Raw genomic sequence first — 26110 nt, forward strand, 5'->3', positions numbered from 1 at the left:
ACGACGCCAGCACCAAGCCCGCATCAGCCACTACAAACGACGCGGACACAGCCCCTGAAAACTGCCCAGCAATCAGAACAAGCACCGTTGCAGTACTAGGCCGCCCCGCGGACCCGGCGCCACAGTGCGGGGGCCGCGCCGACCAGCAGCGTCAGGACGACGGCCGCCACCACGCCCTCCCAGGGCTCCTCGAAGAGGGAGCCGCCCAGGATGCCGATGAGCTGGTAGGTGAGCGTCCAGGCGAGACAGGCCGGGATGTCGCCGCGGGCGAAGGTGCGCAGGGGCATCTTCGCCATCAGGCAGGCGAGCATCACCGGGATACGGCCGGCCGGGACCAGCCGGGACAGCACCAGGACGGCGACGCCGTGGTCGTCCAGCTTCCGCTGGGCCTGCGCGAGGCGCTCCTCGGGGGCGCGGTCGCGAAGAGCCGCCAGCCAGCGCGAGCCGTTCTTCGAGTACGTGCCCCGCCTGCCGAGCCAGTACAGCGAGATGTCGCCGAGGAACGCCGCCAGCGACGCCACCCCGAAGACCAGGGCCAGCGAGAACGGCGACGTCTGATGGAAGGCCACCACCGCCGCGGAGCTGACCAGCGCCCCCGTCGGCACGACCGGCACCAGCGCGCCGATCAGCACCAGCAGGAACAGCGACGGATAGCCGAGCGCCTGCTGCGTGGACTCGGGCGGGACCGTCGCACCGGCCGTGCCCGCCGCGGACAGGACGACCGCGGACCTGAGGATCACCGGGCGACCTCCGGCCGTATGCTCTCGCCGTGCCCGAGCCGGTGCACCGCGACCCCCGGCGCGCACTCGGCTGCCCGGCGCACGAACTCCTCACCCGGCGTGTGGAATTCATGGGGGCGCACAGCGTCCATCCCGATCGGCCAGTACGTGCCGTAGTGCACCGGCACCGCGGTGCGCGGCGCCAGCTCGGCCAGCGCCCGGGCGGCGCGCCCGGGGTCCATGTGCCCCTCGCCGAGGAACGGCCCCCAGCCGCCGACCGGCAGCAACGCCACGTCCACCTCGCCGACCTCCGCGGCCATCGAGTCGAACAGACCGGTGTCCCCCGCGAAGTACGTCCGCGCCTCGCCCTCGATGACGAAACCGAGCGCGGGCGCCCGGCGCGGCCCGACCGGCAGCCGCCGTCCGTCGTGCGCCGCGTGCACCACCCGGACGTGCAGTCCGTCCAGCCGGACCCGGTCTCCCGGCGCGACCTCGGTGAGGCGGAGGTGACGGAGCCTGCGCAGTCCCGAGACCACCCGCGGCGCACCGCGCGGCACCAGCACCCGCGTCCCCGGCTCCAGGCGGGCCAGTGAGGGAACGTGCAGGTGGTCGGCGTGCAGGTGCGAGATCAGGACGGCGTCCGCGACCGCGGCCTCCGCCGGGGGCGGCGCTCCGGCGCGGCGCCGCAGATGCGCGAGCCTGCGCGCGAACAGCGGGTCCGTGAGCACTCGTGTTCCCGAGTCCTGCACCGTGCAGGTGGCGTGACCCCACCAGGTGATCTCCACCGGCACTCCCTTTGCCTCCTTCGCGCGACTCCCCCCGAGCCTACGGGCAGGAGTAGGGTCGGCGGCGAAACCCGGAGGTGAGGGGAGACGCGCGCGCGTGCCCCGGCCCACGTCCTCCGCTTCGTTCGAGCAGGGGGGAGCCCCTTGGTGCGTGTCACGGCGATCGCCAGTCTGACGCCGCTGGAGGAGCTGGACGCGGATCCGTTCCTCGTCGACTCCCGCAGCCAACACGCGATGTGCGCCCGCTGGGCCGCGGAGCGCGGCTACGTCGTCACCCGCGAACTCCTCGTCGGCGGACTGCGCCCCGACCACTGCGCGCTGTGGGACGACGTCGAGGCGGGCCTCGTCGACCTGTTCGTCGCGCCCAGCCGCCGCGTCCTGGAGCGCGCCCTCGCCTCCGTCGACGAGTTCGCCGCCGAGTGCGCGAGGCGCGGGGTGCGGGTCGAGACGGTCGGCCGCGCCGAACCCTCCTACGACGCCCGGATGAAGGCCAGCGTGCACCGCCGCCTGTCGATGCCGACGGCGGGCTACGACGGCCGCTGAGCCGCGCCGCCGGTACCGGGGACCCCGCGCGGGAACAGCTCCACGGGTGACATCCGGGCCGCTCCGGGCGTTGTGACAGGCTGGGAGGCGGCCCGCGCACCGGGCGGGCCGTGAGGGCTCGCGTTCCGGCGGGTCGGGACGCAAAGGTGGCTGGGCGTGGGCGGCGGGCGTTGGCGGAGCGTGCTGAGCGGGGTGTGGCGGAGCATCACCGTCTGGGCCGCGTCCACGGTCACGATGCTCGTGCTCGCCGGGGCGCTGCCCGACTTCCAGATCCAGTCGGACACCGGGGACAGCGCGACCCGGATCGCGCTCACCGCGGCGGCCGGCGCCGGGGTCTTCGGACTGCTGTCGTCGCTGGTCTGGCCGCTGCTCGTCCGGGCGCTGCTCCTCGTGCCCGCCCTCGTGCTCGGACTGCTGGTCTTCTTCCTCAACGGTTCCCTGCTGCTGATCGCCCTGCGGATCAACCCCTCGGGACGGGGCGAGGCCGCCCCCGAGACCGCCGTGGTGGTCGCCGCCGTGATGTCGGCCGTCGCCTCGGCCACCGGCGCCGCTCTCGTCGTACGGGACGACGACGCGTACCGGCGCAGGCTCTACCGCCTCGCGGACCGGCGGCGGCGGGCGTCCGGCCGGACGGGCCCGTCCGGTCCCGGCACCGTCTTCCTCCAGCTCGACGGCGTCGGCCACGACGTGCTGGAGGAGGCGGTGCGCAAGGGCGTCATGCCGGCCGTGGCCGAGTGGCTCGGCGCGCGCCCGGCCGCCGGGCGCAGGATCCCGTCGCGAGACGGCCGCGGACCCACCCACCGGCTCACCGCCTGGCGCACCGACTGGTCCAGCCAGACCGGCGCCAGCCAGCTCGGCATCCTGCACGGCACCAACCACGACGTCCCGGCCTTCCGCTGGTACGAGAAGGACCGCGGCGAGGTGATGGTGTGCAACCGCCCCTCCAGCGCCGCCGAACTCCAGCGCCGGGCGGTCGAGCACACCGGTGACGGGGGCCTGCTCGCCCTCGACGGTGCCAGCCGGGGCAACCTCTTCAGCGGCGGCGCGGAACAGCTCGCGCTGGTGCTGTCCATGGCGGCCAGGCGAGGCCGCGGCAACCGCTCCCGGGCGGGCTACTTCGCGTACTTCAGCGACCCGGCCAACGCCGTGCGGACCGCCATGTCGTTCGTCGCGGAGGTCTTCAGGGAGGTCGGCCAGTCCACGCGGGCCCGCGTCCGCAAGCGCAGGCCCCGCGTCAAGCGCGGCGGGCTGTACCCGTTCATCCGGGCCTTCGCGACCGTCGTCGAGCGGGACGTCGTGGTCGCGGCCGTCATCGGCGACATGCTCGCCGGCCGTACCGCGGTCTACGCGGACCTGGTCGCGTACGACGAGGTGGCGCACCACTCCGGGCCGCGCAGCCGTGACGCCGAGCGGGTCCTGGAGCGGCTCGACCGTTCGCTCGCGCTGATCGCCAAGGTGGCCGAGCACGCACCGCGGCCGTACCGGATCGTGCTGCTCTCCGACCACGGCCAGAGCCCGGGGGAGACCTTCCTGACCCGGTACGGGCTGACCCTCGGCAGTCTGGTGCGGGCCGGCTGCGGTCTGCCTGTGCCGCGCCGGGCACGGCGCACCCACAGCGGCGCCGAGGCGCGGTCCGCCGTACGGGCCGCGCTGCGCAGGCCGGTCGAGGAGGACGCGGAGCAGTACCGTCCCTCGCACCGCCGCGCGGAGCCCCTCGTGCTGGCGTCCGGGAACCTCGGGCTCGTCTCCTTCCCGGACGTGCCGCACCGGATGAGCCGGGAGGAGATCGACCGCCGTCACCCCGCGCTGCTGTCCACGCTCGCCAACCATCCCGGCGTCGGCTTCGTGCTCGTCCGGAGCGAGGAGCACGGCGGCCTCGTCCTCGGGGCGCACGGCGCCGAGGTGCCCGTGGACGAGCTGAGCGACGCGCACCCCGGTCCGCTCGCCGACTTCGGGCCGGGCGCCGCCGCAGCCGTACGGCGCACGCACGCGTTCCCGCACACCGCCGACATCATGGTCAACTCCTGGTACGACCCGGAGGAGGGCGAAGTCCTCGCCTTCGAGGAGCAGATCGGTTCGCACGGCGGGCTCGGCGGGGACCAGGGGCGTCCCTTCCTGATGTCGCCGGTGACGCTGTCCGCGCCGGTCGAGGACGGCGGCGAGCTGGTCGGCGCCGAGCAGGTCCACCGCGTACTGCGGCGGTGGCTGCGGGAGTCCGACGGTCCCCGGGTGCCGCAGGCGGCCCGGCGGAAGGACCGGCGGGCCGTGTGACGGCGCGCTGCCGGGCCACTCCTCCGGAGGGCGCGTCCGGGGGCGTCACGCCGTGCCTCCCCAGGAGCCCTGCGTGCAGGCTGCCGTTCACCGTCACACCCGCCCGGAGACGGGAGTTGCTGCCGGGTCTCGCGACCGTGCGGCCGGTCTTTCACCTCACCCGAGCCGGAGTGTGATCGGATAGGGGGCACGAAAGCCCGGGAACGGGACCCCACCCGAAAGGACTCACCGTGGCAACCACGCGCTCCGCACACACCGTGTGGGAAGGCAGCCTGTTCAAGGGCAACGGCGTCGTCACCTTCGACTCCTCCGGCAGCATCGGAGAGCAGCCGGTCTCCTGGGCGTCGCGCGCCGAGGAGGCGAACGGCAAGACCAGCCCGGAGGAGCTGATCGCGGCCGCCCACTCCAGCTGCTTCTCCATGGCCTTCTCGAACATCCTCGACAAGGCCGGCACGCCCCCCACCAGGCTGGTCACCTCCGCCGACGTGTCCTTCCAGCCCGGCGAGGGCATCACCGGCATCCACCTCACGGTCGAGGGCACCGTGCCGGGGATCGACGAGGAGGCCTTCGTCGCCGCCGCCGAGGACGCCAAGGTCAACTGCCCGGTCAGCCAGGCGCTCACCGGCACGACGATCACCGTGTCCGCCAAGCTCGCCTGACCCCTGTACGCACCGGATGCCGCGCCCCTCGCACGGGGCGCGGCATCGCCGTGTCCGGGTACGCGGCATTGACAGATCCGCACTCGGGTTCTGAGCTGGAGAGGGGAAGGGCCGGGTCGGAAGGGGACGGACATGGCACGTGCGGTCGGGATCGATTTAGGTACCACGAACTCGGTGGTGGCCGTCCTGGAGGGCGGTGATGCCACCGTCGTCGCCAACGCCGAGGGCGCGCGCACCACTCCCTCCGTGGTGGCCTTCGCGAAGAACGGCGAGGTCCTCGTCGGTGAGGTCGCCAAGCGGCAGACGGTCACGAACGTGGAGCGCACCGCGCGCTCGGTGAAGCGGTACATGGGCGACACCGCCTGGCGTTTCCCGGACCGGGGTGACATCGACGGCACCCGCTACCGGGCCCAGGAGCTGTCCGCCCGCGTCCTGCAGAAGCTGAAGCGGGACGCGGAGTCCTACCTGGGCGAGGACGTCACCGACGCCGTGATCACCGTGCCCGCGTACTTCGACGACGCCCAGCGCCAGGCCACCAAGGAGGCCGGTGAGATCGCGGGCCTCACTGTGCTGCGGATCGTCAACGAGCCGACGGCCGCGGCCCTCGCGTACGGGCTGGACCGGGGCGAGGAGCAGACCGTCCTGGTGTTCGACCTGGGCGGCGGCACCTTCGACGTGTCACTTTTGGAGATCGGTGACGGCGTCATCGAGGTCAAGGCCACCAACGGCGACACCCGGCTCGGCGGCGACGACTGGGACCAGCGGATCGTCGACCACCTGGTCACGCGTTTCAAGGGCTCGTACGGCGTCGATCTCGCCCTGGACAAGATGGCGCTGCAACGCCTGCGCGAGGGCGCCGAGAAGGCCAAGATCGAGCTGTCCGGTTCCTCCGAGACCACCGTCAGCCTGCCCTACGTCACGGCCTCCGACCAGGGCCCGCTGCACCTGGACGAGAAGCTGACGCGCGCGCAGTTCCAGGAGCTGACGGCCGATCTGCTCGACCGCTGCCGGACCCCCTTCCACCGGGCGGTCACGGACGCGGGGGTGGAGCTGTCCGCGGTCGACCACGTCATCCTGGTCGGCGGCTCCACCCGGATGCCCGCCGTGACCGACCTGGTGAGGGAGCTCACCGGCAAGGACCCGCACAAGGGCGTCAACCCGGACGAGGTCGTGGCCGTCGGCGCGGCCCTCCAGGCGGGTGTCATCCGCGGTGACGTCAAGGACGTCCTGCTGCTCGACGTCACCCCGCTGTCCCTCGGCATCGAGACCAAGGGCGGCATCATGACCACGCTCATCGAGCGCAACACGACCATTCCCACCCGGCGTTCGGAGATCTTCACGACGGCCGCCGACAGCCAGCCCTCGGTGGGGATCCAGGTGTTCCAGGGCGAGCGCGAGATCGCGGCGTACAACAAGAAGCTCGGCGTGTTCGACCTGACCGGGCTGCCGCCCGCGCCGCGCGGGGTCCCGCAGATCGAGGTCGCCTTCGACATCGACGCCAACGGCATCATGCACGTCTCCGCGAAGGACCTCGCCACGGGACGCGAGCAGAAGATGACGGTGACCGGGGGATCGGCGCTGCCCAAGGGCGACATCGACCGCATGATGCGCGAGGCCGAGCAGTACGCGGACGAGGACCGCAAGCGCCGCGAGGCGGCCGAGACCCGCAACCAGGCCGAGCAACTCGTTCACCGGACCGAGAAGTTCGTCCGGGACAACGAGGAACGCGTACCCGCCGCCACGAAGGCGGAGGTCGGCACGGCGATCGCCGGACTCAAGGATCTACTGGACGGTTCGGCCGACACGAACGCGCTGCGGGCCGGCGTGGAGCAGCTGGCCTCGGTCAGCCGGCAGATGGGCCAGGCCATGTACGCGCAGGCCCAGCAGCAGTCACCGTCGCAGCAGTCGCCGTCCCAGCAGCCGCGTGAGCGGGCCGGTGAGCCCGCGCCCGCGGACGAGGACGGCGTGGTGGACGCCGAGATCGTCGACGACGACAGCAGGAACGGGGCCGAGGGGAACGGCGGCGACGGCAGGAGTGGAGGGGAAGGCCGGAGCGGCGGGGAAGGCACGGCCCGGGGCTGAACCGGGCGTGATCCGGGCGGCGTCCGCCGGGATCCGGTACGCCGCCGGGTCTCGCTGGACGGGCCCCGGCACACCGCCGGGCATCGCCGGGACGGCACCCGGCACATCGCCGGGCATCGCCGGACGGCTCAGTAGCGCTCGCGATACGTCCGCAGCAGCGCCTTGGTCCGCTCGGCGGAGGCCGCCCGCGCCGACATGTGGTCCAGCACCTCCAGATGATGGGCCACCTCCTGGCGCGAGTCGAGATAGAGGGCGCCGGTCAGGTACTCGCTGTAGACCATGTCGGGCAGCTCGGGCTCCGCGAAACGGAACAGCGTGAAGGACGTGTACGTCCCCGGATGCGGGCCGGCCGCGTACTCGGCGATCTGGAGCGTGATCTCGTCGTTCCCGGTCGCCTCGAGAAGCCGGTCGATCTGGTCGCGCATGACCTCGCCGCGGGTGCTCACGGGACGCCGCAGCACCGTCTCGTCCATGATCACCCAGAAGCGGGGCGGCTGTTCTCGGGTGAGCAGCTTCTGGCGGGTCATGCGCAAGGTGACATACCGCTCGACGGTGGCGGGGTCACTCTGTCCGACGGTCCCGGCCTCCATGACGGCGCGCGCGTAGTCCTCGGTCTGGAGCAGCCCGGGCACGAAGTGCGGCTCGTACGACCGGATCATCCGGGCGGCGCCCTCCAGGCTGATGTGCATGCTGAACCAGTCCGGCAGCACGTCGTGGAAGCGCTGCCACCACCCCGCCCGGTTCGCCTCCTCGGCCAGCGCGACGAAGCCCGCCACCTCGGCGTCCGGCACGCCGTACGTCGCCAACAGCACCTGGAGGTAGGGGATTTTGAGCGCGACCTCGGCCGTCTCCATGCGCCGTACGGTCGCGGGGGCCACGCGCAGCACGCGCGCCGCCTCCTCGCGCTTGAGGCCGGCCGCCTCCCGCAGTTCCTGGAGCCGCCTGCCGAGCACCACCTGACCCACGGTGGGCGCAGGACGCCGCTCACTCAACGCCACGCCTCCCCTACGCGTCGAAGTCCGGATGCAGTGTGCCATGTTCCGCTGCCTCTCTCAGCGCTCACGGCGTCTTCCCTGTCACACCCCCTCCGCACCCGCTGTCGCAGGACCTCGCTCTCGCCCACCTCACCGCGGCAGGTTTCGCGCTGCTCCAGCACATCGCGCTGAAGGCACATCAGGGCATGAGCGTGTGCAGGTACTTGACCGTCGCCGGGTCGGCCGGGAGGAGCGTCTCGATGGCCAGCTCGGAGACGGTCACGTCCATGGGGGTGTTGAAGGTGGAGATGGAGGAGATGAAGGACAGCGTCCGGCCCTCGTGCTCGATCCGCATCGGCAGCGCGAAGTACGGCACCGGCTCGGCCGGTTCGGCCACGTCGGCGTCCTCGGACGCGGGCACCGGGTAGGCCGCGACCTCCTCGTACAGCTCCCGCAGCGGCCGCGAGCGGTGCAGGGCGATCTGCCGTCCCGCCTGGGCGAGCAGGTGCCCGCGCCACTCGCGGAGGTTGCGGATGCGCGGCGCCAGACCCTCCGGGTGCAGGGTCAGCCGAAGCGCGTTCAGCGGCTGCGTCAGCAGTGACTCGGGGATGTCGCCGAGCAGCATCATGACGCCCCGGTTCGCCGCGACCACGTTGTACATCGCGTCCACCACGAGCGCCGGGTAGGGCTCGTAGCCCCGGATGAGGCGCTCCATGCCCTCGCGCAGCGCGTCCAGCGCCGGGTCGTCCAGCGGGGTCTCCGGGTAACGGGGCGCGTAACCGGCCGCCAGCAGCAGCGCGTTGCGCTCCCGCACGGGCACGTCCAGATGCTCGGCCAGCCTGAGCACCAGCTCCTCGCTGGGCTTGGAACGCCCCGTCTCGACGAAGCTGATGTGCCGGGCCGAGGACCCCGCCCGGAGGGCAAGCTCCAGCTGGCTCACCCGCCGTTGCTCCCGCCAGCCCCGCAGCAGCGGGCCGACCCCTCCGTGGGGAGCGGTGGTCGGGGGCACGGCGGCTTCGGACGTGACTCGGGTCATGGGAGGACCGTAGTCGAGGGGATGCGCGCGAACGAGTCGTGCGCCGCGCGATCCCGCGGCCGGCCGCACCTCTGTGGCAGGCTCGGGGAAACACCACCGCGGGTGCCCGCCGTACGGAAGGACCGAGGTCATGGCCGTCGAGCCGTTGTCGCCGAAAGAGATCGAGGACCGTCTGGCGGAGTTGCCGGGCTGGTCCCTGGAGGGAGACCGGATCGCCCGCTCCTACCGGCTGGGCTCGCACTTCGCGGCGACGGCGATGGTCGTGCACATCGCCCAGGTGCAGGAGGAACTCGACCACCACTCCGATCTCACGCTCGGCTACGACACCGTCTCCCTGACCGTGAACACGCACAGCGTCGGCGGCGCGGTCACCGCCCTCGACCTCGGACTCGCCCGCCGGGTGGAGGAACTGGCCGCGGCGCACGGTGCGAGCTGAGCGCCGTGCTCGACTACGACACGGAAGCCGACGCCTACGACGCGACGCGGGGCGGTGAGCCACGGGCGGCTGCCGCCGCCGACGCGGTCCTCGGGCTGGTGCCCGAGGACGCCCGCACGCTGCTCGACGTCGCCTGCGGCACCGGGATCGTGACGCGTCGCCTGGCGGCCGGGCGGCCTGGGCTGAGCGTGGCGGGCGTGGACGCGGCACCCGGCATGACGCGGATGGCGGCACGACGCGCACCCGGGGCCGTCGTCCTCGCGGACAGCCGTGAACTCCCGTTCCGGGACAACTCGTTCGACGCCGTCGCCTCCGTGTGGCTGCTGCACCTCGTGGACGGGCCCGAGGACGTCCGCGCGGTCGTCGCCGAGTGCGCGAGGGTGCTGCGGCCCGGCGGCGTCTACGTCACCACCGTCGACAAGGCCGTCGCCCACGACGTGGGCAGCGACATCGACGCCGTACTCGCCGCGCGCCCGATCCGTCCCGCCCAGGACGCGGCCGAGCGCGTCGGGACGTACGCCCTCGCGCACGGTCTCGCTCCCGCCGGGCAGGCGCGTTTCACGGGGCGCGGCCAGGGGCGCAGTCCCCGCGGCACGGTGGCGGACCTGCGGCGCGGCTGGTTCACACAGCTCCCGCCGGACGGGCCGCTCACCGAGCGGGTGATCGAGCGGCTCGAAGCCCTGCCCGGGCAGGACGTCCCGCGTGCGGAACCGCAGTTCACCCTGCGGGCGTTCCGCAGGACCTGAGCCCCGGCACGCGCCCACCGCTCAGGAAGCGGCGCGGCGCGCGCCCGATCCGGCCCCGGCCGGGCACCGGCGTCTCGTCGGTGCCCCGGGGAGCGAGTCGGCGACACAGGCGTCCAGGTCGGGCGAGGTACTGAAGCCCGCGGAGCCGGGCGACCCGCGTCGTCCACACCGCCGGAACTTCGGCCGCCCGGTACGGCAACTCCTGTGCGGGCGGCGGCGACTGAGAGGCACAGAGCTCGTCTGTTCCTCCCAGGAGGTGTCCACCGTGCAGTACCCGCACTCGCACAGTCACCGCAGACGCAAGGTCTCCCGTCCCCGCCTGCTCCTGTCCACCGCCGTCTGCGGCGCGCTCGCCGCCGCCGGACTCACCGCACTGACCGCCGGCACGGCGTCCGCCGCGACCGCCCGCCAGGTGGAGAAGCTAGACCGCGGTGTGGTCAGCGTCCACACCGACACCGGCAACCTGGTCGGCTGGCGCTGGCTCGGCACCGACCCGGACAACGTGTCCTTCAACGTCTACCGCGGCGGTACGAAGGTCAACTCCACCCCCGTCACCGGCTCCACGAACTACTTCCACTCCGGGGCGCCGAACTCCGCCGACTACACCGTCCGCGCGATCGTGAACGGCGTGGAGCAGGCCGACTCGGTGCACGCGATCCAGTTCCGCTCGGGATACAAGGACGTGCCCCTCACCCCGCCCGCGGGCGGCACGACCCCCGACGGAGTCGCGTACACCTATGAGGCCAACGACGCCTCCGTCGGCGACCTGGACGGCGACGGCGCGCTCGACTTCGTCCTCAAGTGGCAGCCGACCAACGCCAAGGACAACTCCCAGTCCGGGTACACCGGCAACACGATCGTCGACGGCATCAAGCTCGACGGCACCCGGCTCTGGCGCGTCGACCTCGGCAGGAACATCCGCTCGGGCGCGCACTACACGCAGTTCCAGGTGTACGACTACGACGGCGACGGCAGGGCCGAGGTCGCCATGAAGACGGCCGACGCGACCACCGACGGCCAGGGCAGGGTCATCGGCAGCGCCTCCGCCGACCACCGCAACTCCAGCGGGTACGTGCTGTCCGGGCCCGAGTACCTGACCATGTTCAACGGGCAGACCGGCGCGGCCATGGGCACCGTCGACTACGTCCCGGCCCGCGGCACGGTCTCCTCCTGGGGCGACTCGTACGGCAACCGCGTGGACCGGTTCCTCGCCGGTACCGCGTACCTGGACGGGGCCCGGCCCTCACTGATCATGGCGCGCGGCTACTACACCCGCAGCGTCATCGCCGCCTGGGACTGGCGCAATGGGGCGTTCACCCGGCGCTGGACCTTCGACTCCAGCTCCTCGACCAACAGCGGCAAAGGGTACGACGGCCAGGGCTCGCACAGTCTGTCCGTCGGGGACGTCGACAACGACGGCAAGGACGAGATCGTCTACGGGGCGATGGCCGTCGACGACAACGGCAACGGCCTGTGGACCACCAGGACCGGGCACGGCGACGCCCAGCACCTGGGCGACCTCGATCCCTCGCACCCCGGCCTTGAGTACTTCAAGGTCTCGGAGTCCACGTCCCAGCCCGCCGAGCTGTACATCGACCCCGCTAACGGGCACGTCGACTGGAGCCTCGCGGCCTGCTGCGACAACGGACGCGGTGTCGCGGACGACATCTGGGCGGGGAACGACGGAGCCGAGGTGTGGTCCGCCGCGGACACGTCGGTCCGTGACGAGTCCGGGGCCGCCAAGGGCCGCGAGCCGTCCTCCGTCAACTTCCTCTCCTGGTGGGACGGCGACACCACCCGCGAACTGCTGGACGGCACCCACATCGACAAGTACGGCACGTCGTCCGACACCCGCCTCCTGACGGGCACCTCGGTCCACTCCAACAACGGCACCAAGGCGACCCCGTCCCTGTCCGGGGACCTCTTCGGCGACTGGCGCGAGGAAGTCGTCTGGCCCACGTCGGACAACAGGGCCCTGCGCATCTACTCGACCCCGACGGAGACCACCACGAGGATCACCACACTCCTCCACGACACCATGTACCGCACGGGCCTGGCCTGGCAGAACACCGCCTACAACCAGCCCCCGCACCCGAGCTACCACCTGGGCGGCGGAATGCGGACAGCACCCCGGCCGACCGTCTACACGCCCTAGGAAAGAAGGAAGGGTGCGGCCCGGCCCCCGGCCGGCGCGCCCCGAACGCGAGGCCTCCGCCCGCCCGGCGCGGACGGGGGCCCCGCGTACCCCGCCAACGAACCCCGTGGTACTCGGCGAGGCAGATCACGAACGCGGCCACGCACCGGGCGCGGCAAGAGCCCCGCCCGTCACGGGCGAGGCTCTCGAGCAGACGTGTGACTGCGTGCCGGGATCTCGGCCGGGCTCGATCCCGGCCGCGTCAGGTCACCGTGCAGGTCCGGTCGCCCAGTCTGAACGACGTCGGTTTGCCGTTCGAGCCCGACCAGTTGCCCGTGAAGCCGAAGCTCACGGAGGAGCCGGCCGCCACCCGGGCGTTCCAGCCGAGGTTCTTCGCGGTGACCGCCGGACCGGACTGCGTGGGGTCGGCGTTCCACATCTGGGTGACCTTCTGGCCGTCCGGGAAGGTCCAGTCGAGCGACCAGCCGGTCCACGCGGCGGAGCCCGTGTTGGCGAGGGACACGTCCGCCTGGAAGCCGCCCGACCACTGGTTGGTGACCTTGTACGTCACCGCGCAGGCGCCCGTCGGCACCGGATCGGTACCGCCCCCGCCGTCCCCGGCGCCGGCGGTGTCCCCGTAGACGATCCCGCGCCCGTTCGTCGACACGTACACGCGCCCGTACACCCGCGGGTCACCGGTGATGGCCGCGCCGGTCCAGCCCCACTGGTGGGCGTCGTCGTTGATGCGCGTCCAGGTGGCACCCTTGTCCGTGGAGCGGAAGATGCCGCGTACGCCGCCGATCTTCGCGCTCGTGTACAGCGTCTGGTACGAGGCGCCGGGCGCCGCCCTGCCGAAGCCGACAGTGTCGGCCTGGTCGACGCCCGGCACCTTCGTGAAGGTCGTGCCGCCGTCCGTGGAATGCCACAGCCCGTACGCGCCGTCACTCGCGCCGCCCGCCAGCCAGACGTCCCCCTTCGTGCCGGGCAGCGCCTTGAAACGCACGCTGTCCCCGCTCGGCAGGCCGGCCGCCTGCGAGGCCGTGAACGTGGCGCCGCCGTCGGAACTGACGTAGAACTTGCCGGACTTGAAGCCGTAGAAGGTCTTGGGGTCCACCCGGTCGGACTCGACGACCGCCCCGGCCGGGATGCCGCTCGACGCGGACCACGAGGCGCCGAACCCACTCGCGTGCTTCACCCCGGTGCCCTCCGGACTCCACACGAAGCGGCTGCCGTCGGCGGCGGCGGCCACCGTGCCGCCGCCGCTCACCCCCGCCGGGTCGGTGCCCGCGAACCAGTTGGCCCCGTTGTCGGTGGAGAAGGCCACGTGGGGACCGGAGTCGAGATTGCCGACGCGCACCACCGTCCCCGGGTCGCTCTCGGCGAAGTCCAGGCTCGTGGTCGAGGTGAAGTTCGGCGAGGTGTACATCATCGGCGGCACCTTGCCCAGGTCCGTGTGCCGGAACCCGCCGATGTCACCGAGCGCGCTGAGGAGTTGGGCACCGCCGGACGGGGGAGCGGCGAGGTCGTTGACGGCCGTCTCCTCCAGTCCCCGCACCATCGGGGTGATGGTGAACTTGCCTCCGCCGTCCCAGTTCGTCAGGTTCTCCGTGCCGTAGACCGTCGCGCCCGTCCCGTACATCATCCGGTCGGAGTCGAACGGGTCGATCTCCAGCGCCTCGGTCATCCACCCCAGTTTCGGGGCCTGTTCGGGCGGCGAGGGATTGGCTCCCCAGGACAGCCAGGGCACGGACGAGACGTCCATCGTGTAGCGGTTCGACCGGTCCGGGTACGAGGTGTAGTCCCAGGCCTTCGTCCAGGTGCCCCCGCGGTCGGTCGAGCGGAAGACCTGCGTGTCCGGCCACCAGGAGCTGTACGCCGTGGCCATCACGGTGCCGGGGTGCTGCCGGTCGAGGGTCAGCCCGCTGAACCCGTAGTACGTGTCGGCCTCCGCGACGGGGCTGATGTCCGTCCAGGTTCCCGTCCCGGTCGCGTACCGCCACAGCCGGCCCTTGCCGCCGTCGTACGGGCCGCCGGTGTCGCTGTAGGCGAGGTAGAGGTAGCCGTTCGCGGCGTCGAGAACGCCCTTGTGCGCGAGGTACCCGGTCGGCTGGCCGGGCAGCCGGGACCAGCTGGCGCCGCCGTCCGTCGAGCGGTAGACGGCGTTGTCCTTGTCGGCGACCCCGACGTACACGGTCTGCGTGGCGCGCCCGGACGATCCCGTGGACTCGTCGAAGGTGACCCAGACGATGCCCTGGTTGTCACTGGCGTACCCGCTCGTGTCGGTCGGGTCCTGGGCGTAGGTGCCGGCGTTCGGGAAGTTCGTGACCTGCGACCAGCTCGCGCCCGAGTCCGTCGAGCGCCACAGGCCCTTGCCGCTGGGCGCCCCCAGGTACAGCACGCTGTTCTTGTTCGGGTCGACGGCGAGGCGCTCGCCCATCCCGCGGCCGGGCATGTTGCCGCCGAGCTTGAACGGCAGATCGGCCTTCTGCCAGCTCGCGCCGCGGTCGGCGGAGCGCAGCACGGCGCCGTTCGCCGGGTCCCAGCCGTTGGTGTACGTGCCGACGGCCGCGTACACCTTGTCCGGGTCGGCGGAGTCGGAGGCGAGGCTGACGACCCCGGTGTGCCCCCAGTCCGCCCAGCCGACCGAGTCGAGCAGCGGCGTCCAGGTCTTCGACGACTGCACCCACCGGTAGGCGCCGCCGATGTCGGTGCGGGCGTAGGCGAGGTTCTTCTCGGAGCGGTTGAAGACGATGCCGGGCACGAAGCCGCCACCGTCGACGCGCGCGTTCTTCCAGGTGTAGGTGTCGGCGGCGACGGCCGCCTTCCCGGCCGCCCTCGCCGGGGCTTCGGCGGCCAGTGCGGGCGGGGTGCCGGCCAGCAGACCGGCCGCCAGTGCCAGCACGGCCGTGAGGATGCGGGTTCTTCGCACGGTGGGGTCCTCTCCGGGGGGACGAGGGGCGTGGAAAGACGCGAAGGCCGGGCGGTCCCTCGGTGCGGCGAGGGACCGCCCGGCCATGGCCCCGCCGTCCGTGGGACGGGCGGCGGGGCCTCGGTACGCGGAGCGAGCGGGGACTATTCGAGGAGCTCCGCGTACGAGCCCATGGCGAGGGCTATGTCCGCCTGGGCCCAGAACCGGTGGTACGTGAACGTGGGCGCGGCGCCGCCCGCGAGATAGCTCTCGATCTTCGACCACGCCGGGTCGTTCTTGTAGAAGGACCGCATCGAGGCGAACGTCGACGAGGAGTTGACCGTGTCGCCGTTCGGCATCTTGCCGGTCCAGCCGCTCGGGACGTACACGCCGTCGTCGAAGCGGTTGTAGTCGGCGCGGGTCTCCGGGACGGCGACGCCGAGCGCGTCCTGGTTGTGCTCCCACATGCCGTCGAGCAGCGCCTTCGCCGTCGTCTTCGCCTCCGTGTCACCGGACCGGTCGGCGTAGTACGTCAGGGTCTTGGCGTACGCGGCCGCCACGCCCACGTCGTTCGTGTAGTCGGCGACGGTGACGTGCAGGGAGCTGTTGACGCCCGGACTCGACGCGTTCCAGGTGTCGGGCTTGCCGGACCACTTGAGCGTGGACGGGACCTGGAAGGTGCCGTCGGGGTTGACGGTCGTCTTGGACAGGGCCCAGTCGACCCACTTGTCGAGCACGGCCTTGGCGTCCGCGTCCCCCGTCTGCTGGTAGTACTCGGCGACGCGTTCCATGGACCACGCCTGGAAGCCGAACCACTGGTTGGACGGCGGGTCGTGGTACACGGGCTTCTCGTCGTAGTACATGCCGTAGAAGGTGGGCGTCCCGGCCGGCGGGGTCGCGTAGCGGCCTCCCCAGCTGTTGGTCGCGCCGCCCGCGATGGCGCCCTCGTCCGACTGCAGCCAGCGGTAGAACTCCAGCTGCCGGTCGAGCGACTTGGCCCAGTCCGCCTGCCCCGTCGTCGACTTGGGCTTCAGGTCGGCGTTCTGGCTGAGGGCGTAGGCGGCCAGGGGGTTCTGGTAGCCGCCGTGCGTGTGGCTGGAACCGATGCGCCAGGCCCAGCCCGCCGAGGTGTTGGTGGCGCCGCCCCAGGCGTAGTACCAGGACATCAGGTAGTGCGAGGCGTCCTTGCCGGTGCCGGCCGGGCACGCCGACGGCCCCACGCAGTTGCCGATCTTCTTGAAGTACTTGTCGTACATGGAGTAGCGCAGGTAGTCGCCCATCATCGCGGCCTTGCCGAGTGTCGTCGACACGTCCGCGCTCTTGCCCTGCTCCTTGGCCCAGACGTCGGCCCAGTAGGCGGCCTGCACGGCACGGGCGTCGGCGTCGGGGGCGTTGGTGAACTTCCACTGCTTGGCGTAGGAGGCGTCGCCGGTGAACAGATCCAGATAGCCGTTGGGACCGCCGTACTTGAAGGCGTCACAGGTCGGCTGGGGGATCGTCTCGAAGACGGACTCCTGCGGGCCGCGCTGGAAGGTGTTGATGTACGAGGGACCGGTGGCCGTCGGCCCCGCCTCGCACTTGCCGGGTTCGTTGCCGTAGCCGTAGACGTTGTCTACGTCCTGCAGCCAGTGCATTCCGTAGATGTCGTCCGTGCCGTACGCGCCCTTCAGCTCGGCGGCGATCGGGTCAGGACCGACCGACACCCCGCCGTCGAGCTTGGCCGGGTACTCGTTCGGAGTGTCGTACTCGGGCGCGTACGTGGCCGGCTTGGCGGCGTTGTAGAAGGAGTTCGTCGGCTGGTCGGCGTGCGTGGGGATCATGTACGTTTCCATGGTCTTCCACGCGGCGTTGAACCTGGACCAGTCGCCGGTGACCTTCCCGTACATGGCCTGCAGCCAGATCAGATAGCTGTACGCCTCCGACGTCGTCTCGTGCCCGTGGTCCGGAGCCTCGACGATCAGCGTCTCCACCGAGTGGTAGGGGATGCCCTCGGGGGAGAAGTAGCCGTTCGCCGGGTTGGTGATCTTCCCGTACAGCTCCAGGAACCGGGCGTCGTACGCCTTCGACGCGGCCAGCTGCGTCACGGTGACGGTCGCCTTGGTGTGACCGGTCGCCGAGGCCGTGAAGGTGGCCGCACCGGTGCCCGACGCGTCGGCCGTGACGGTCACCTTCTGCGCCGTGTTCCAGTTGGACGGCGTGAAGGTGAGCGAGGAGCCGCCGGTCACGGACAGGCCCGTGTTGCCGCCGGTGCGTGCCACGGAGACCGTGACGTTCGCGCTCGGCTTCGTCGACAGCTTGACCTCGAACGTTCCCGACTTGCTCTGCTGGACGCCGAGTTGGGACGGCGAGGCGACCACGGCCGGTCCCGACGCGACCGTGATCCCGACCGGTGTGGAGTCGGCCGAGGCCCCGAGGCTGTCGTACGCCTTCGCGACCAGCGAGTGGCTCCCGGCCGCGAGCGAACTCGTGGAGAGCGTGTACGGCGCGCTGGTGTCCGTGCCCAGCAGGGTCGTGTCGTCGTAGAACTCGACCTTGCTGACGGTCGCGTTGTCGGCCGCCGCGGCGGTGGCGGCCAGCGGGACCGGATCGCCCTGCGTGTACACGGCGCCCGCGGTGGGCGACGTCAGCACGGTGACCGGCGGCTGGTGCGCGCCGGCGCAGGTCGTGCCGTTGACGGCGAAGGAGGTGGGAGCGGCATTGGTGCCGCTGTAGGTGAACTGCGCGCCGGTGGTGACGGCGGCCCCGGCGGCGATCGTCCCGTTCCACGACGCGTTCTTCGCGGTGACCGTTTTGCCGGCCTGGGACCAGGTGCCGTTCCACCCGTTGGTGAGGGACTGGTTTCCGGTGTAGGCGTACGTCAGGGTCCATCCGCTGATGGCTTCGGAGCCGCGGTTGGTGATCGTCAGATCCGCCGTGAACCCGGAGCCCCAGTCGTTGGCCTTGTAGTCGACGCTGCACTGAACTGCCGCTGCTTGAGCGGGAGTTGAGCTGGTGCTCAGCATGGTGAGCGGCAGCGCCAGGGCCGCCGCGACGGCGGTCCACATCCGTCGCGCGGTACGGCGTCTGCGTCTGGAGTGCATGTGCTGGTTCCTCCTTGCGGCTCGGAGAAATGGGGGAGGAGCAACAAGCCTTGAACCAGTGGGAGCGCTCCCATGATGGGGAGAGGGCTGTGAGCGGTCAAGGTGCTTGAAGAGTCGAAATGATTCGATTGATCGACAGTGCATCTCCTCTGTTCTTTGGCGGCACTTGGCGCTAGCTTCATCGGCACCAGTGGGAGCGGTTCCATCAGTCGACGTGTCGGACACGACACGCCTGAACTGCAAGGAGTCGCTCATGCGACACCCCCCGCGTCCGGCATTTCCCGTGGTCGGCGCCGAGTTCCGCCTCGACGCCGACGGCAGAGCCGGAAGGCTGCCCGGCGTCAACCGCGCCGTCGGCACCCGGGCCAGGAATCTGATTCCGGCCGGCGGCCCCGCGTACCCGCACGATCTCGGCCAGTGGCCGGCGAACCCACCCGGCGATCCGGCGGGCAGGGTCGCCGCCGCCTGGCATGTCAACGGCCCCTCCCCGATCGGCGAGCACGACGGAACCCCCATGTCCTACGGCACCGGGCTGCGCTACCACCCGCGCTCCCTCAACGGATAGGAACCCCGCACATGATCCGTACAAGAACAGCCCTACTGGCGGCACTTGCCCTGCTGGCCGGTGGTACGGGCACCGCATTCGCGGCCGTCGCAGGGGACGTCGGCCCCACGGCCGTCCCCTGCACCGTCGACTACAAAGTGCAGAACCAGTGGGACACCGGCTTCACCACCGCCGTGACCATCACCAACCACAGCGCCGCCAAGTCCTCGTGGTCGCTGAAGTGGTCGTACGCCGGGAACCAGAAGGTCACCTCCGGCTGGAGCGCGAAGCTCAGCCAGAGCGGCGCCGCCGTCACCGCCGCCAACGAGAGCTACAACGGCTCGCTGGCGAACGGCGGTTCGGTCAGCTTCGGCTTCAACGGCACGTACAGCGGGACGAACGCGCTGCCCGCCACCTTCACCCTCGACGGTGTGGCCTGCAACGTCGACGGCGGCGGAGGCACCGACCCGACCACCCCGCCGCCGACCACCCCGCCCCCGACCACCCCGCCGCCGTCCGGCGGCAAGGCGGACAACCCGTACGCCGGTGCCAAGGTGTACGTGAACCCCGAATGGTCCGCGAAGGCCGCGGCCGAACCGGGCGGCACGAAGATCTCCAACCAGCCCACCGCCGTCTGGCTCGACCGCATCGCCGCCATCAAGGGCGCGAACGGCGGCATGGGCCTGCGCGCCCACCTGGACGCGGCGCTCAAGCAGAAGGGCTCGGGCGAGCTGGCCGTCCAGCTGGTCATCTACGATCTGCCGGGACGGGACTGCGCGGCTCTCGCCTCCAACGGAGAACTGGGCCCCACGGACATCGGCAGGTACAAGACCGAGTACATCGACCCGATCGCGGCGATCCTGGCCGACCCGGCCTACGCCGGTCTCCGGATCAGCACCGTCATCGAGCCCGACTCCCTGCCCAACCTGATCACCAACGCGGGCGGCACCAACACCACCACCGACGCCTGCGTCACGATGAAGAGCAACGGGAACTACGAGAAGGGTGTGAGCTACGCCCTGGACAAGCTGGGCGCCATCCCGAACGTCTACAACTACATCGACGCCGCGCATCACGGCTGGCTGGGCTGGGACACCAACCTCGCTCCCTCCGTCCAGCAGTTCTACAGGGTCGCCACGACCAACGGCGCGAGCGTGAGCGACGTGGCCGGCTTCATCGTCAACACCGCCAACTACAGCCCGACCACCGAACCGAACTTCAAGGTCACCGACAGCGTCAACGGGCAGACGGTACGTCAGTCGAAGTGGGTGGACTGGAACCAGTACGTGGACGAGCAGTCCTACGCCCAGGCACTGCGTGACAAGCTCGTCGCGGCCGGTTTCAACTCCGGTATCGGCATGCTGGTCGACACCTCCCGGAACGGCTGGGGCGGCTCCGCCCGGCCCGCCGGCGCCGGTCCGCTGACCTCGGTGGACGCCTATGTGAACGGTGGTCGCGTCGACCGCCGCATCCACGCCGGCAACTGGTGCAACCAGAGCGGTGCGGGCCTCGGTGCGCGGCCGACCGCGGCCCCGGCCGCCGGTGTCGACGCCTACGTGTGGGTGAAGCCTCCGGGTGAGTCGGATGGCGCCAGCTCCGTCGTCGACAACGACGAGGGCAAGGGCTTCGACCGGATGTGCGACCCGACGTACACCGGCAACGCCCGCAACGGGAACAGCATGTCGGGGGCGCTGCCCAACGCGCCGCTGGCCGGGCACTGGTTCTCGGCACAGTTCCAGGAGCTCCTGAAGAACGCGTACCCGGCGCTGTGACGACCGGATGAGCGAGCCCGTCAGGGGCCGGCGGCGCTTGTCGCGCCGCCGGTCCCCGGCGGCCCGCCCGTCCCGGCCCCCTACGGATCTGCCCCCTACGGATCTGCCCCCTACGGACCTGCCTCCTCGACGCCGACACGTTTTGCCGTTCGCGCAACACGACTGGCCGTTTCCGGGAGCGGCGGAGCACGCTGTCCGCATCCCGAACGAGAGGTCCGGAACCATGGCACACGCTCACGACCACGCCGGCCACGCCCACGCGGGCCCCGCCCACGCGGGCCACGACCACACCCACATGGACTTCGCCGAGATGCTCCCCGTGCTGGAGCAGGAGGCCGAGCTGTTCACGCCCCTCTACACGAGCGCGGCGGCCTGGCTGCGGGAGCTGAAGCCCGAACCCGGTCTGATCGTGGACGCGGGCAGCGGCCCAGGCGTCATCTCCTGTCTGCTCGCCGGCACCTTCCCGCAGGCGCGTGTCGTGGCCGTCGACGGTGCGGAGCCGCTCCTCGAGCGGGCCCGCGCCCGCGCCGGGAGCCACGGCGTCGCCGACCGCTTCAGCACCCTGTGCGCCGAACTGGGCGACGGCCTGGGCGAGTTGGAGTACCCGGCGGACCTGCTGTGGGCCAGCAGGTCCCTGCACCACGTCGGCGACCAGCGGGCCGCGCTCGCCGCTTTCGCACGGAGCCTCGCGCCCGGCGGTACGCTCGCGCTCCTGGAGGGCGGCCTGTCCCCGCGCTTCCTGCCGCGCGACATCGGCATCGGCCGCCCCGGCCTGGAGTCCCGGATCGACGCGGTCCACGAGCACTGGTTCACCGAGATGCGCGCGGACCTGCCCGGCGCGGTGGCCGAGACGGAGGACTGGCCCGCCCTGCTGACCGCGGTGGGTCTGCGGCACGTCGCCACCCGCACGTTCCTGCTCGACCTGCCCGCCCCGCTGTCCGAGGAGGCCCGCGCCTTCGTCGTCACGATCCTGCACCGGCGCCGCGAGGGCCTCGCGCACAGCCTCGACGCCGACGACCTGGCCACCCTCGACCGGCTCCTGGACCCGGACGACAAGGCGAGCGTCCACCACCGCCCGGACACGTTCGTCCTGCTGGCCCACACGGTGTACGTCGGGGTGAAGGGGGAGTAGCCGGCACCGAGCGCGCGGGCGGGCGCCCCGGCGGTGAAGCTCTGGCCGGGGCGCCCGCCCGAGGTGTCCCGCGCCGGTGGCGCCGGGAGGAGAAGCCTGACCTCCGTCAGGGAGGTGCCGTCCCTCAGACCACGTCGAAGGTGGCCGGGTCGGGACCCAGCCGGCGGTTCTCGTCGAGCGCGCTGATCGCCGCCATGTCCTCGGCGTCCAGCTCGAAGTCGAAGACCTCGATGTTCTCCTTGATCCGCGACGGCGTCACGGACTTGGGGATCACGACGTTGCCGAGCTGGATGTGCCAGCGCAGCACGACCTGGGCCGCCGTGCGCTCGTGCTTGCGGGCGATGGCCACGATCGCCGGGACCTCCAGCAGGCCCTTGCCCTGGCCGAGCGGGGACCAGGCCTCCGTGGCGATGGCGTGCTTCGCGTGGTACTCCCGGGCCCCGCCCTGCTGGAGGTGCGGGTGCAGCTCGATCTGGTTCACGGCCGGGACGACCGACGTCGCCTCGAGCAGCTTCTCCAGGTGCTCCGGGAGGAAGTTGGAGACACCGATGGCCTTGGCGCGGCCGTCCGCGTGGATCTTCTCGAAGGCCTTGTACGTGTCGGTGGACGTGCCCCGGGACGGCAGCGGCCAGTGGATCAGGTACAGGTCCACGTAGTCCAGGCCGAGCTTCTCCAGCGACGTGTCGAAGGCACGGAGGGTGGAGTCGTACCCCTGGTCACTGTTCCAGAGCTTGGTGGTGACGAAGAGGTCCGAACGCGGGACGCCGGCGGAGGCGATGGCCTTGCCCGTGCCCTCCTCGTTGCCGTAGATCGCCGCGGTGTCGATGCTGCGGTACCCGGCCTCCAGTGCCGTGGCGACGGCCTGCTCCGCCTCGTCGTCCGGGACCTGCCAGACGCCGAAACCCAGCTGCGGCATCTCGACGCCGTTGTTCAGGATGATCGGGGGGACCTTGCTCACTAGCTCTCGATCCTTCAGTTCGTCGGGTGGTACTCCATCGTCAACGATCACAGCGCGTGATGCATTCCTGAGTGCCCAATTCGCTCGGGGATGGGCGAGGGAAACCGGATATTGGCCGAAAATGGCCCTGAAGCACGAGGGACGGGTGACGGGACCCGCGAGGGATCACCGCGACGGCCTCGATGTCCCCCTCGGCCTCCGGGACGAGCCGGAAACCCGTCCGGATCATGGGCCGGCCGACAGCCCTCAGGCGCGGTACAGGGCCTCGACCTCGGCGACGTACGCCTTCTCGATCGCCTTGCGCTTCAGCTTCAGCGAAGGCGTGAGCAGTCCGTGTTCCTCGGTGAACTGACGGGCCAGGATCCGGAACGTGCGGATCGACTCCGCCTGCGAGACCAGCGTGTTCGCGGCGACCACCGCGCGCCGCACCTCGGCCTCCAGGTCGGCGTCCCGGACCAGCTCGGACGGGGTCATCCGCTGTTTGCCGCGCATCTGGAGCCAGTGGTCGACGGCCTCCGAGTCGAGGGTGACGAGGGCGGCGATGTACGGCCGGTCGTTGCCGACGACGATGCACTGCGCGACCAGCGGATGGTCGCGCACCCGCTCCTCCAGGACGCCCGGCGAGACGCTCTTTCCGCCGGAGGTCACCAGGATCTCCTTCTTGCGGCCGGTGATCGTGAGGTAGCCGTCCTCGTCGAGGGAGCCGAGGTCGCCGGTGGCCAGCCAGCCGTCGTGCAGCGCGGCGTCCGTGGCCTTGCTGTCGTTCAGGTAGCCCTGGAAGACGTTGCCGCCGTGCAGCCAGATCTCCCCGTCGTCCGCGATGTGCACGGTGGTGCCCGGAATGGCCTGGCCGACGGTGCCGAACCGGGTGCGCTCGGGCGGGTTCGCGGTCGCCGCGGCCGTGGACTCGGTGAGGCCGTACCCCTCGTAGATGGTGACCCCGGCGCCCGCGAAGAACAGGCCGAGCCGGCGGTCCATGCCCGAGCCGCCCGACATCGCGTGCTTCACCCGGCCGCCCATCGCCGCGCGTACCTTGGCGTAGACGAGCTTGTCGAAGACCTGGTGCTGCATCCGCAGGGCGGCCGACGGGCCGGGGCCGATGCCCCAGGCCTTGTCCTCGATCGCGTCGGCGTAGCGCACGGCGACGTCGACGGCCTTCTCGAAGGCCCCGGCTCTGCCTTCCTTCTCCGCCTTGCGGCGGGCCGCGTTGAAGACCTTCTCGAAGATGTACGGCACGGCGAGGAAGAAGGTCGGCCGGAAGGCGGCCAGGTCGGGCAGCAGGGCCGCCGCGTTGAGCTGCGGCTGGTGGCCGAACCGGACCCGGCCGCGGATCGCGGCGACCTGCACCATCCGCCCGAAGACGTGCGCGAGCGGCAGGAAGAGCAGCGTGGCCGCCTCGTCCCCGCGTCGGGAGTGGAAGACCGGCTCCCAGCGCTCGATGACGGTGTCCGTCTCGAACATGAAGTTGGCGTGCGTGAGCACACAGCCCTTGGGGCGCCCGGTGGTGCCGGAGGTGTAGATGATCGTGGCGACCGAATCGGGGGTGACCGCGCGCCGGTGCCGGTGCACCACCTCGTCGTCGAGGTGCGCCCCCGCCTCGTACAGCTCCTGCACCGCGCCCGCGTCGAGCTGCCACAGCTTGTGCAGTTGCGGCAGCCGGTCGACGACGGTGGCGATCGTCATCGCGTGGTCCTCGTGCTCGACCATGACGGCCGCGACCTGCGCGTCGTGCAGCATCCAGAAGACCTGCTCGGCGGACGACGTCGGGTAGACGGGCACCACCTGGGCGCCGATCGTCCACAGCGCGTAGTCGAAGAGGGTCCACTCGTACCGGGTGCGGCACATGATCGCGACCCGGTCGCCGAAACGGACGCCTTGGGCGAGGAGCCCCTTGGACAGGGCGAGCACCTCGTCGCGGAACTCGGCGGCGGTCACGTCACGCCACTGCCCCTGGTCGTCCTTGCGACCGAGGGCGACGCGCAGCGGGTCCTCCAGGGCATGGTCGAACACAACGTCGGCCAGACCGCCCACCGGCAGCGGCGGCGACGCCGGCGGAGGGTTGGTGAACTCGCGCAAACCCGCTCCTTGTGGCGCTCGGCACAGCGCCGTGAAAGCTACCTCACGGACGGATCGGACGGGAGGGGGCGAAGGCACCGGGCGGCCCGGCGTCCGCCCTGGCCGGTCAGGGAAATGCGCGCACATGGGGAAGGGCCGGACAGATTACTTACGGTTCGGTAAGTTTCGGTGCCGTAATCTCCACGGAATCTGTACGACCCCCTCCGCGGGCCGGACACCCGGTGTCACCGAAGCGGAATTACCGGCTCCTACCCCCCCCTGAATGCCGACGGGCCGACCGCGGCGCCACCGTGACCGGCGCGGGCCGCGCCGGTGCTACCCGCGTCCCCGATGCAGCCGGTCGCCGCCCCCCAGGATCGCCGCCGCCAGTGCGTCCGCCGCGTCCTGAGCCGCGGGACGGCGCCGTCCGTGGACGACGACGAAGTCGACCTCGCCCAGCTCCGGAAGTCCCGCCCGCTCGGGCACCGGGACCAGGCCGGGCGGGACGAGCCCCCGGGAGTGGGCCATCACGCCGAGGCCCGCGCGGGCCGCCGCGATGAGGCCGCTCAGGCTGCCGCTCGTGCAGACGACGCGCCAGGGGCGGCCCTGGCGTTCCAGCGCCTCCAGGGCGAGGGCGCGCGTGATGCCGGGCGGCGGGTACACGATGAGCGGGACCGGCCGGTCGGGTTCCAGCCGCAGCCGCTCCGCGCCGATCCAGACCAGCTCGTCGTGCCAGACCAGCTCTCCGCGCGGGTCCTCGGGCCGGCACTTCGCCAGCACCAGGTCGAGCTTCCCCGCCGCCAGCCGCTCGTGCAGGGTCCCCGACAGCTCCACCGTCAGTTCCAGGTCGACCTCGGGATGGTCGTGCCGGAAGCCCTCGAGGATCTCCGGCAGCCGGGTCAGCACGAAGTCCTCCGAAGCCCCGAACCGCAGCCGCCCGCGCAGCCGCGTCCCCGTGAAGAACGCAGACGCCTGCTCGTGCACCTCCAGGATCCGCCGCGCGAAGCCCAGCATCGCCTCGCCGTCCTCCGTGAGCTCCACCGAGTGGGTGTCCCGCGAGAAGAGACGGCGTCCCGCGGCGTCCTCCAGACGGCGCACGTGCTGGCTCACGGTCGACTGCCGCAGCCCGAGCCGCCGGGCGGCCCGGGTGAAACTCAGCGTCTGCGCCACGGCCAGGAAGGTACGCAACTGGGAGGGGTCGTACACGGCCCCCACGTTATCGCGGTACGCGATCACAGTCAGAGTGGTATGACGGATTCCCGATCATTTCCCGGGG

The 26110-nt window shown here is 71.5% G+C and carries 19 protein-coding genes; 10 read left to right on the forward strand and 9 right to left on the reverse strand.

Annotation, left to right across the window (positions count from 1 at the left end; all coding sequences use genetic code 11):
• Positions 1 to 95: 95 nt before the first annotated feature.
• Positions 96 to 740, reverse strand: coding sequence for a DedA family protein (locus AC069T_RS19125; RefSeq protein WP_478783866.1), 645 nt, complete (start codon positions 738 to 740; stop codon positions 96 to 98).
• Positions 737 to 1510, reverse strand: coding sequence for an MBL fold metallo-hydrolase (locus tag AC069T_RS19130; protein ID WP_478783867.1), 774 nt, complete (start codon positions 1508 to 1510; stop codon positions 737 to 739). Before AC069T_RS19130 ends, AC069T_RS19125 begins: the two co-directional genes overlap by 4 nt.
• A 138-nt stretch (positions 1511 to 1648) precedes the next feature.
• Between AC069T_RS19130 and AC069T_RS19135 the strand changes: the two genes are divergently transcribed.
• The 4 genes from AC069T_RS19135 (at position 1649) to dnaK (ending at position 7059) form a co-directional block, all read left to right on the forward strand.
• Positions 1649 to 2047 (forward strand): hypothetical protein, encoded by a 399-nt coding sequence (locus AC069T_RS19135; RefSeq protein ID WP_478783868.1) that lies wholly within the window; start codon positions 1649 to 1651, stop codon positions 2045 to 2047.
• 156 nt (positions 2048 to 2203) lie between these two features.
• The gene (locus AC069T_RS19140; RefSeq protein ID WP_478783869.1) at positions 2204 to 4318 is read left to right on the forward strand and encodes a phage holin family protein; all 2115 of its coding nucleotides are present in this window, start codon (positions 2204 to 2206) and stop codon (positions 4316 to 4318) included.
• Positions 4319 to 4548: 230 nt separating this feature from the next.
• Positions 4549 to 4977, forward strand: coding sequence for an OsmC family protein (locus AC069T_RS19145; RefSeq protein ID WP_478783870.1), 429 nt, complete (start codon positions 4549 to 4551; stop codon positions 4975 to 4977).
• Positions 4978 to 5109: 132 nt separating this feature from the next.
• Positions 5110 to 7059 (forward strand): molecular chaperone DnaK, encoded by a 1950-nt coding sequence (gene dnaK / locus AC069T_RS19150; RefSeq protein ID WP_478783871.1) that lies wholly within the window; start codon positions 5110 to 5112, stop codon positions 7057 to 7059.
• Between the two features lie 128 nt (positions 7060 to 7187).
• Here the strand turns inward: dnaK and AC069T_RS19155 are convergent, their stop codons facing one another.
• Together AC069T_RS19155 and AC069T_RS19160 are read right to left on the reverse strand one after the other, a co-directional pair.
• The gene (locus AC069T_RS19155) at positions 7188 to 8051 is read right to left on the reverse strand and encodes a helix-turn-helix domain-containing protein (RefSeq protein WP_478783872.1); all 864 of its coding nucleotides are present in this window, start codon (positions 8049 to 8051) and stop codon (positions 7188 to 7190) included.
• A gap of 181 nt (positions 8052 to 8232) precedes the next feature.
• Positions 8233 to 9069 (reverse strand): helix-turn-helix domain-containing protein, encoded by an 837-nt coding sequence (locus AC069T_RS19160; RefSeq protein ID WP_478783873.1) that lies wholly within the window; start codon positions 9067 to 9069, stop codon positions 8233 to 8235.
• Between the two features lie 130 nt (positions 9070 to 9199).
• Here AC069T_RS19160 and AC069T_RS19165 point away from each other — a divergent pair, with 130 nt between their 5' ends.
• The 3 genes from AC069T_RS19165 to AC069T_RS19175 all read left to right on the forward strand — a co-directional run bounded on the left by AC069T_RS19165 (position 9200) and on the right by AC069T_RS19175 (position 12406).
• Complete coding sequence (locus AC069T_RS19165) at positions 9200 to 9505, forward strand: 4a-hydroxytetrahydrobiopterin dehydratase (RefSeq protein WP_478783874.1); 306 nt, start codon at positions 9200 to 9202, stop codon at positions 9503 to 9505.
• Positions 9506 to 9510: 5 nt separating this feature from the next.
• A complete protein-coding gene (locus tag AC069T_RS19170) occupies positions 9511 to 10251 on the forward strand; it encodes a class I SAM-dependent methyltransferase (RefSeq protein WP_478783875.1) in 741 nt (246 codons plus the stop codon).
• Between the two features lie 265 nt (positions 10252 to 10516).
• Entirely contained in the window at positions 10517 to 12406 is a 1890-nt protein-coding gene (locus tag AC069T_RS19175) for a rhamnogalacturonan lyase (protein ID WP_478783876.1), read from the forward strand.
• Positions 12407 to 12647: 241 nt separating this feature from the next.
• Here the strand turns inward: AC069T_RS19175 and AC069T_RS19180 are convergent, their stop codons facing one another.
• Together AC069T_RS19180 and AC069T_RS19185 are read right to left on the reverse strand one after the other, a co-directional pair.
• A complete protein-coding gene (locus AC069T_RS19180) occupies positions 12648 to 15314 on the reverse strand; it encodes a cellulose binding domain-containing protein (RefSeq protein WP_478783877.1) in 2667 nt (888 codons plus the stop codon).
• 143 nt (positions 15315 to 15457) lie between these two features.
• On the reverse strand, positions 15458 to 18373 hold the full coding sequence (locus tag AC069T_RS19185) for a glycoside hydrolase family 48 protein (RefSeq protein WP_478783878.1): 2916 nt from the start codon (positions 18371 to 18373) through the stop codon (positions 15458 to 15460).
• 253 nt (positions 18374 to 18626) lie between these two features.
• Here AC069T_RS19185 and AC069T_RS19190 point away from each other — a divergent pair, with 253 nt between their 5' ends.
• The 3 genes from AC069T_RS19190 (at position 18627) to AC069T_RS19200 (ending at position 21821) form a co-directional block, all read left to right on the forward strand.
• A complete protein-coding gene (locus AC069T_RS19190) occupies positions 18627 to 18938 on the forward strand; it encodes a hypothetical protein (protein ID WP_478783879.1) in 312 nt (103 codons plus the stop codon).
• An 11-nt stretch (positions 18939 to 18949) separates the two neighbouring features.
• Positions 18950 to 20689, forward strand: a complete 1740-nt coding sequence (locus AC069T_RS19195) for a glycoside hydrolase family 6 protein (protein WP_478783880.1) — start codon at positions 18950 to 18952, stop codon at positions 20687 to 20689.
• Between the two features lie 223 nt (positions 20690 to 20912).
• Positions 20913 to 21821: a class I SAM-dependent methyltransferase gene (locus tag AC069T_RS19200; RefSeq protein ID WP_478783881.1), complete on the forward strand. Its 909-nt coding sequence runs from the start codon at positions 20913 to 20915 to the stop codon at positions 21819 to 21821.
• Positions 21822 to 21945: 124 nt separating this feature from the next.
• Here AC069T_RS19200 and AC069T_RS19205 read toward each other — a convergent pair whose 3' ends face one another.
• The 3 genes from AC069T_RS19205 to AC069T_RS19215 all read right to left on the reverse strand — a co-directional run bounded on the left by AC069T_RS19205 (position 21946) and on the right by AC069T_RS19215 (position 26040).
• Complete coding sequence (locus tag AC069T_RS19205; RefSeq protein ID WP_478783985.1) at positions 21946 to 22737, reverse strand: aldo/keto reductase; 792 nt, start codon at positions 22735 to 22737, stop codon at positions 21946 to 21948.
• Between the two features lie 288 nt (positions 22738 to 23025).
• Positions 23026 to 24855, reverse strand: coding sequence for an AMP-dependent synthetase/ligase (locus AC069T_RS19210; protein WP_478783882.1), 1830 nt, complete (start codon positions 24853 to 24855; stop codon positions 23026 to 23028).
• Positions 24856 to 25170: 315 nt separating this feature from the next.
• Positions 25171 to 26040, reverse strand: coding sequence for a LysR substrate-binding domain-containing protein (locus AC069T_RS19215; protein WP_478783883.1), 870 nt, complete (start codon positions 26038 to 26040; stop codon positions 25171 to 25173).
• Positions 26041 to 26110: the final 70 nt, after the last annotated feature.

The sequence above is a fragment of the Streptomyces sp. NPDC043867 genome (assembly GCF_056435845.1).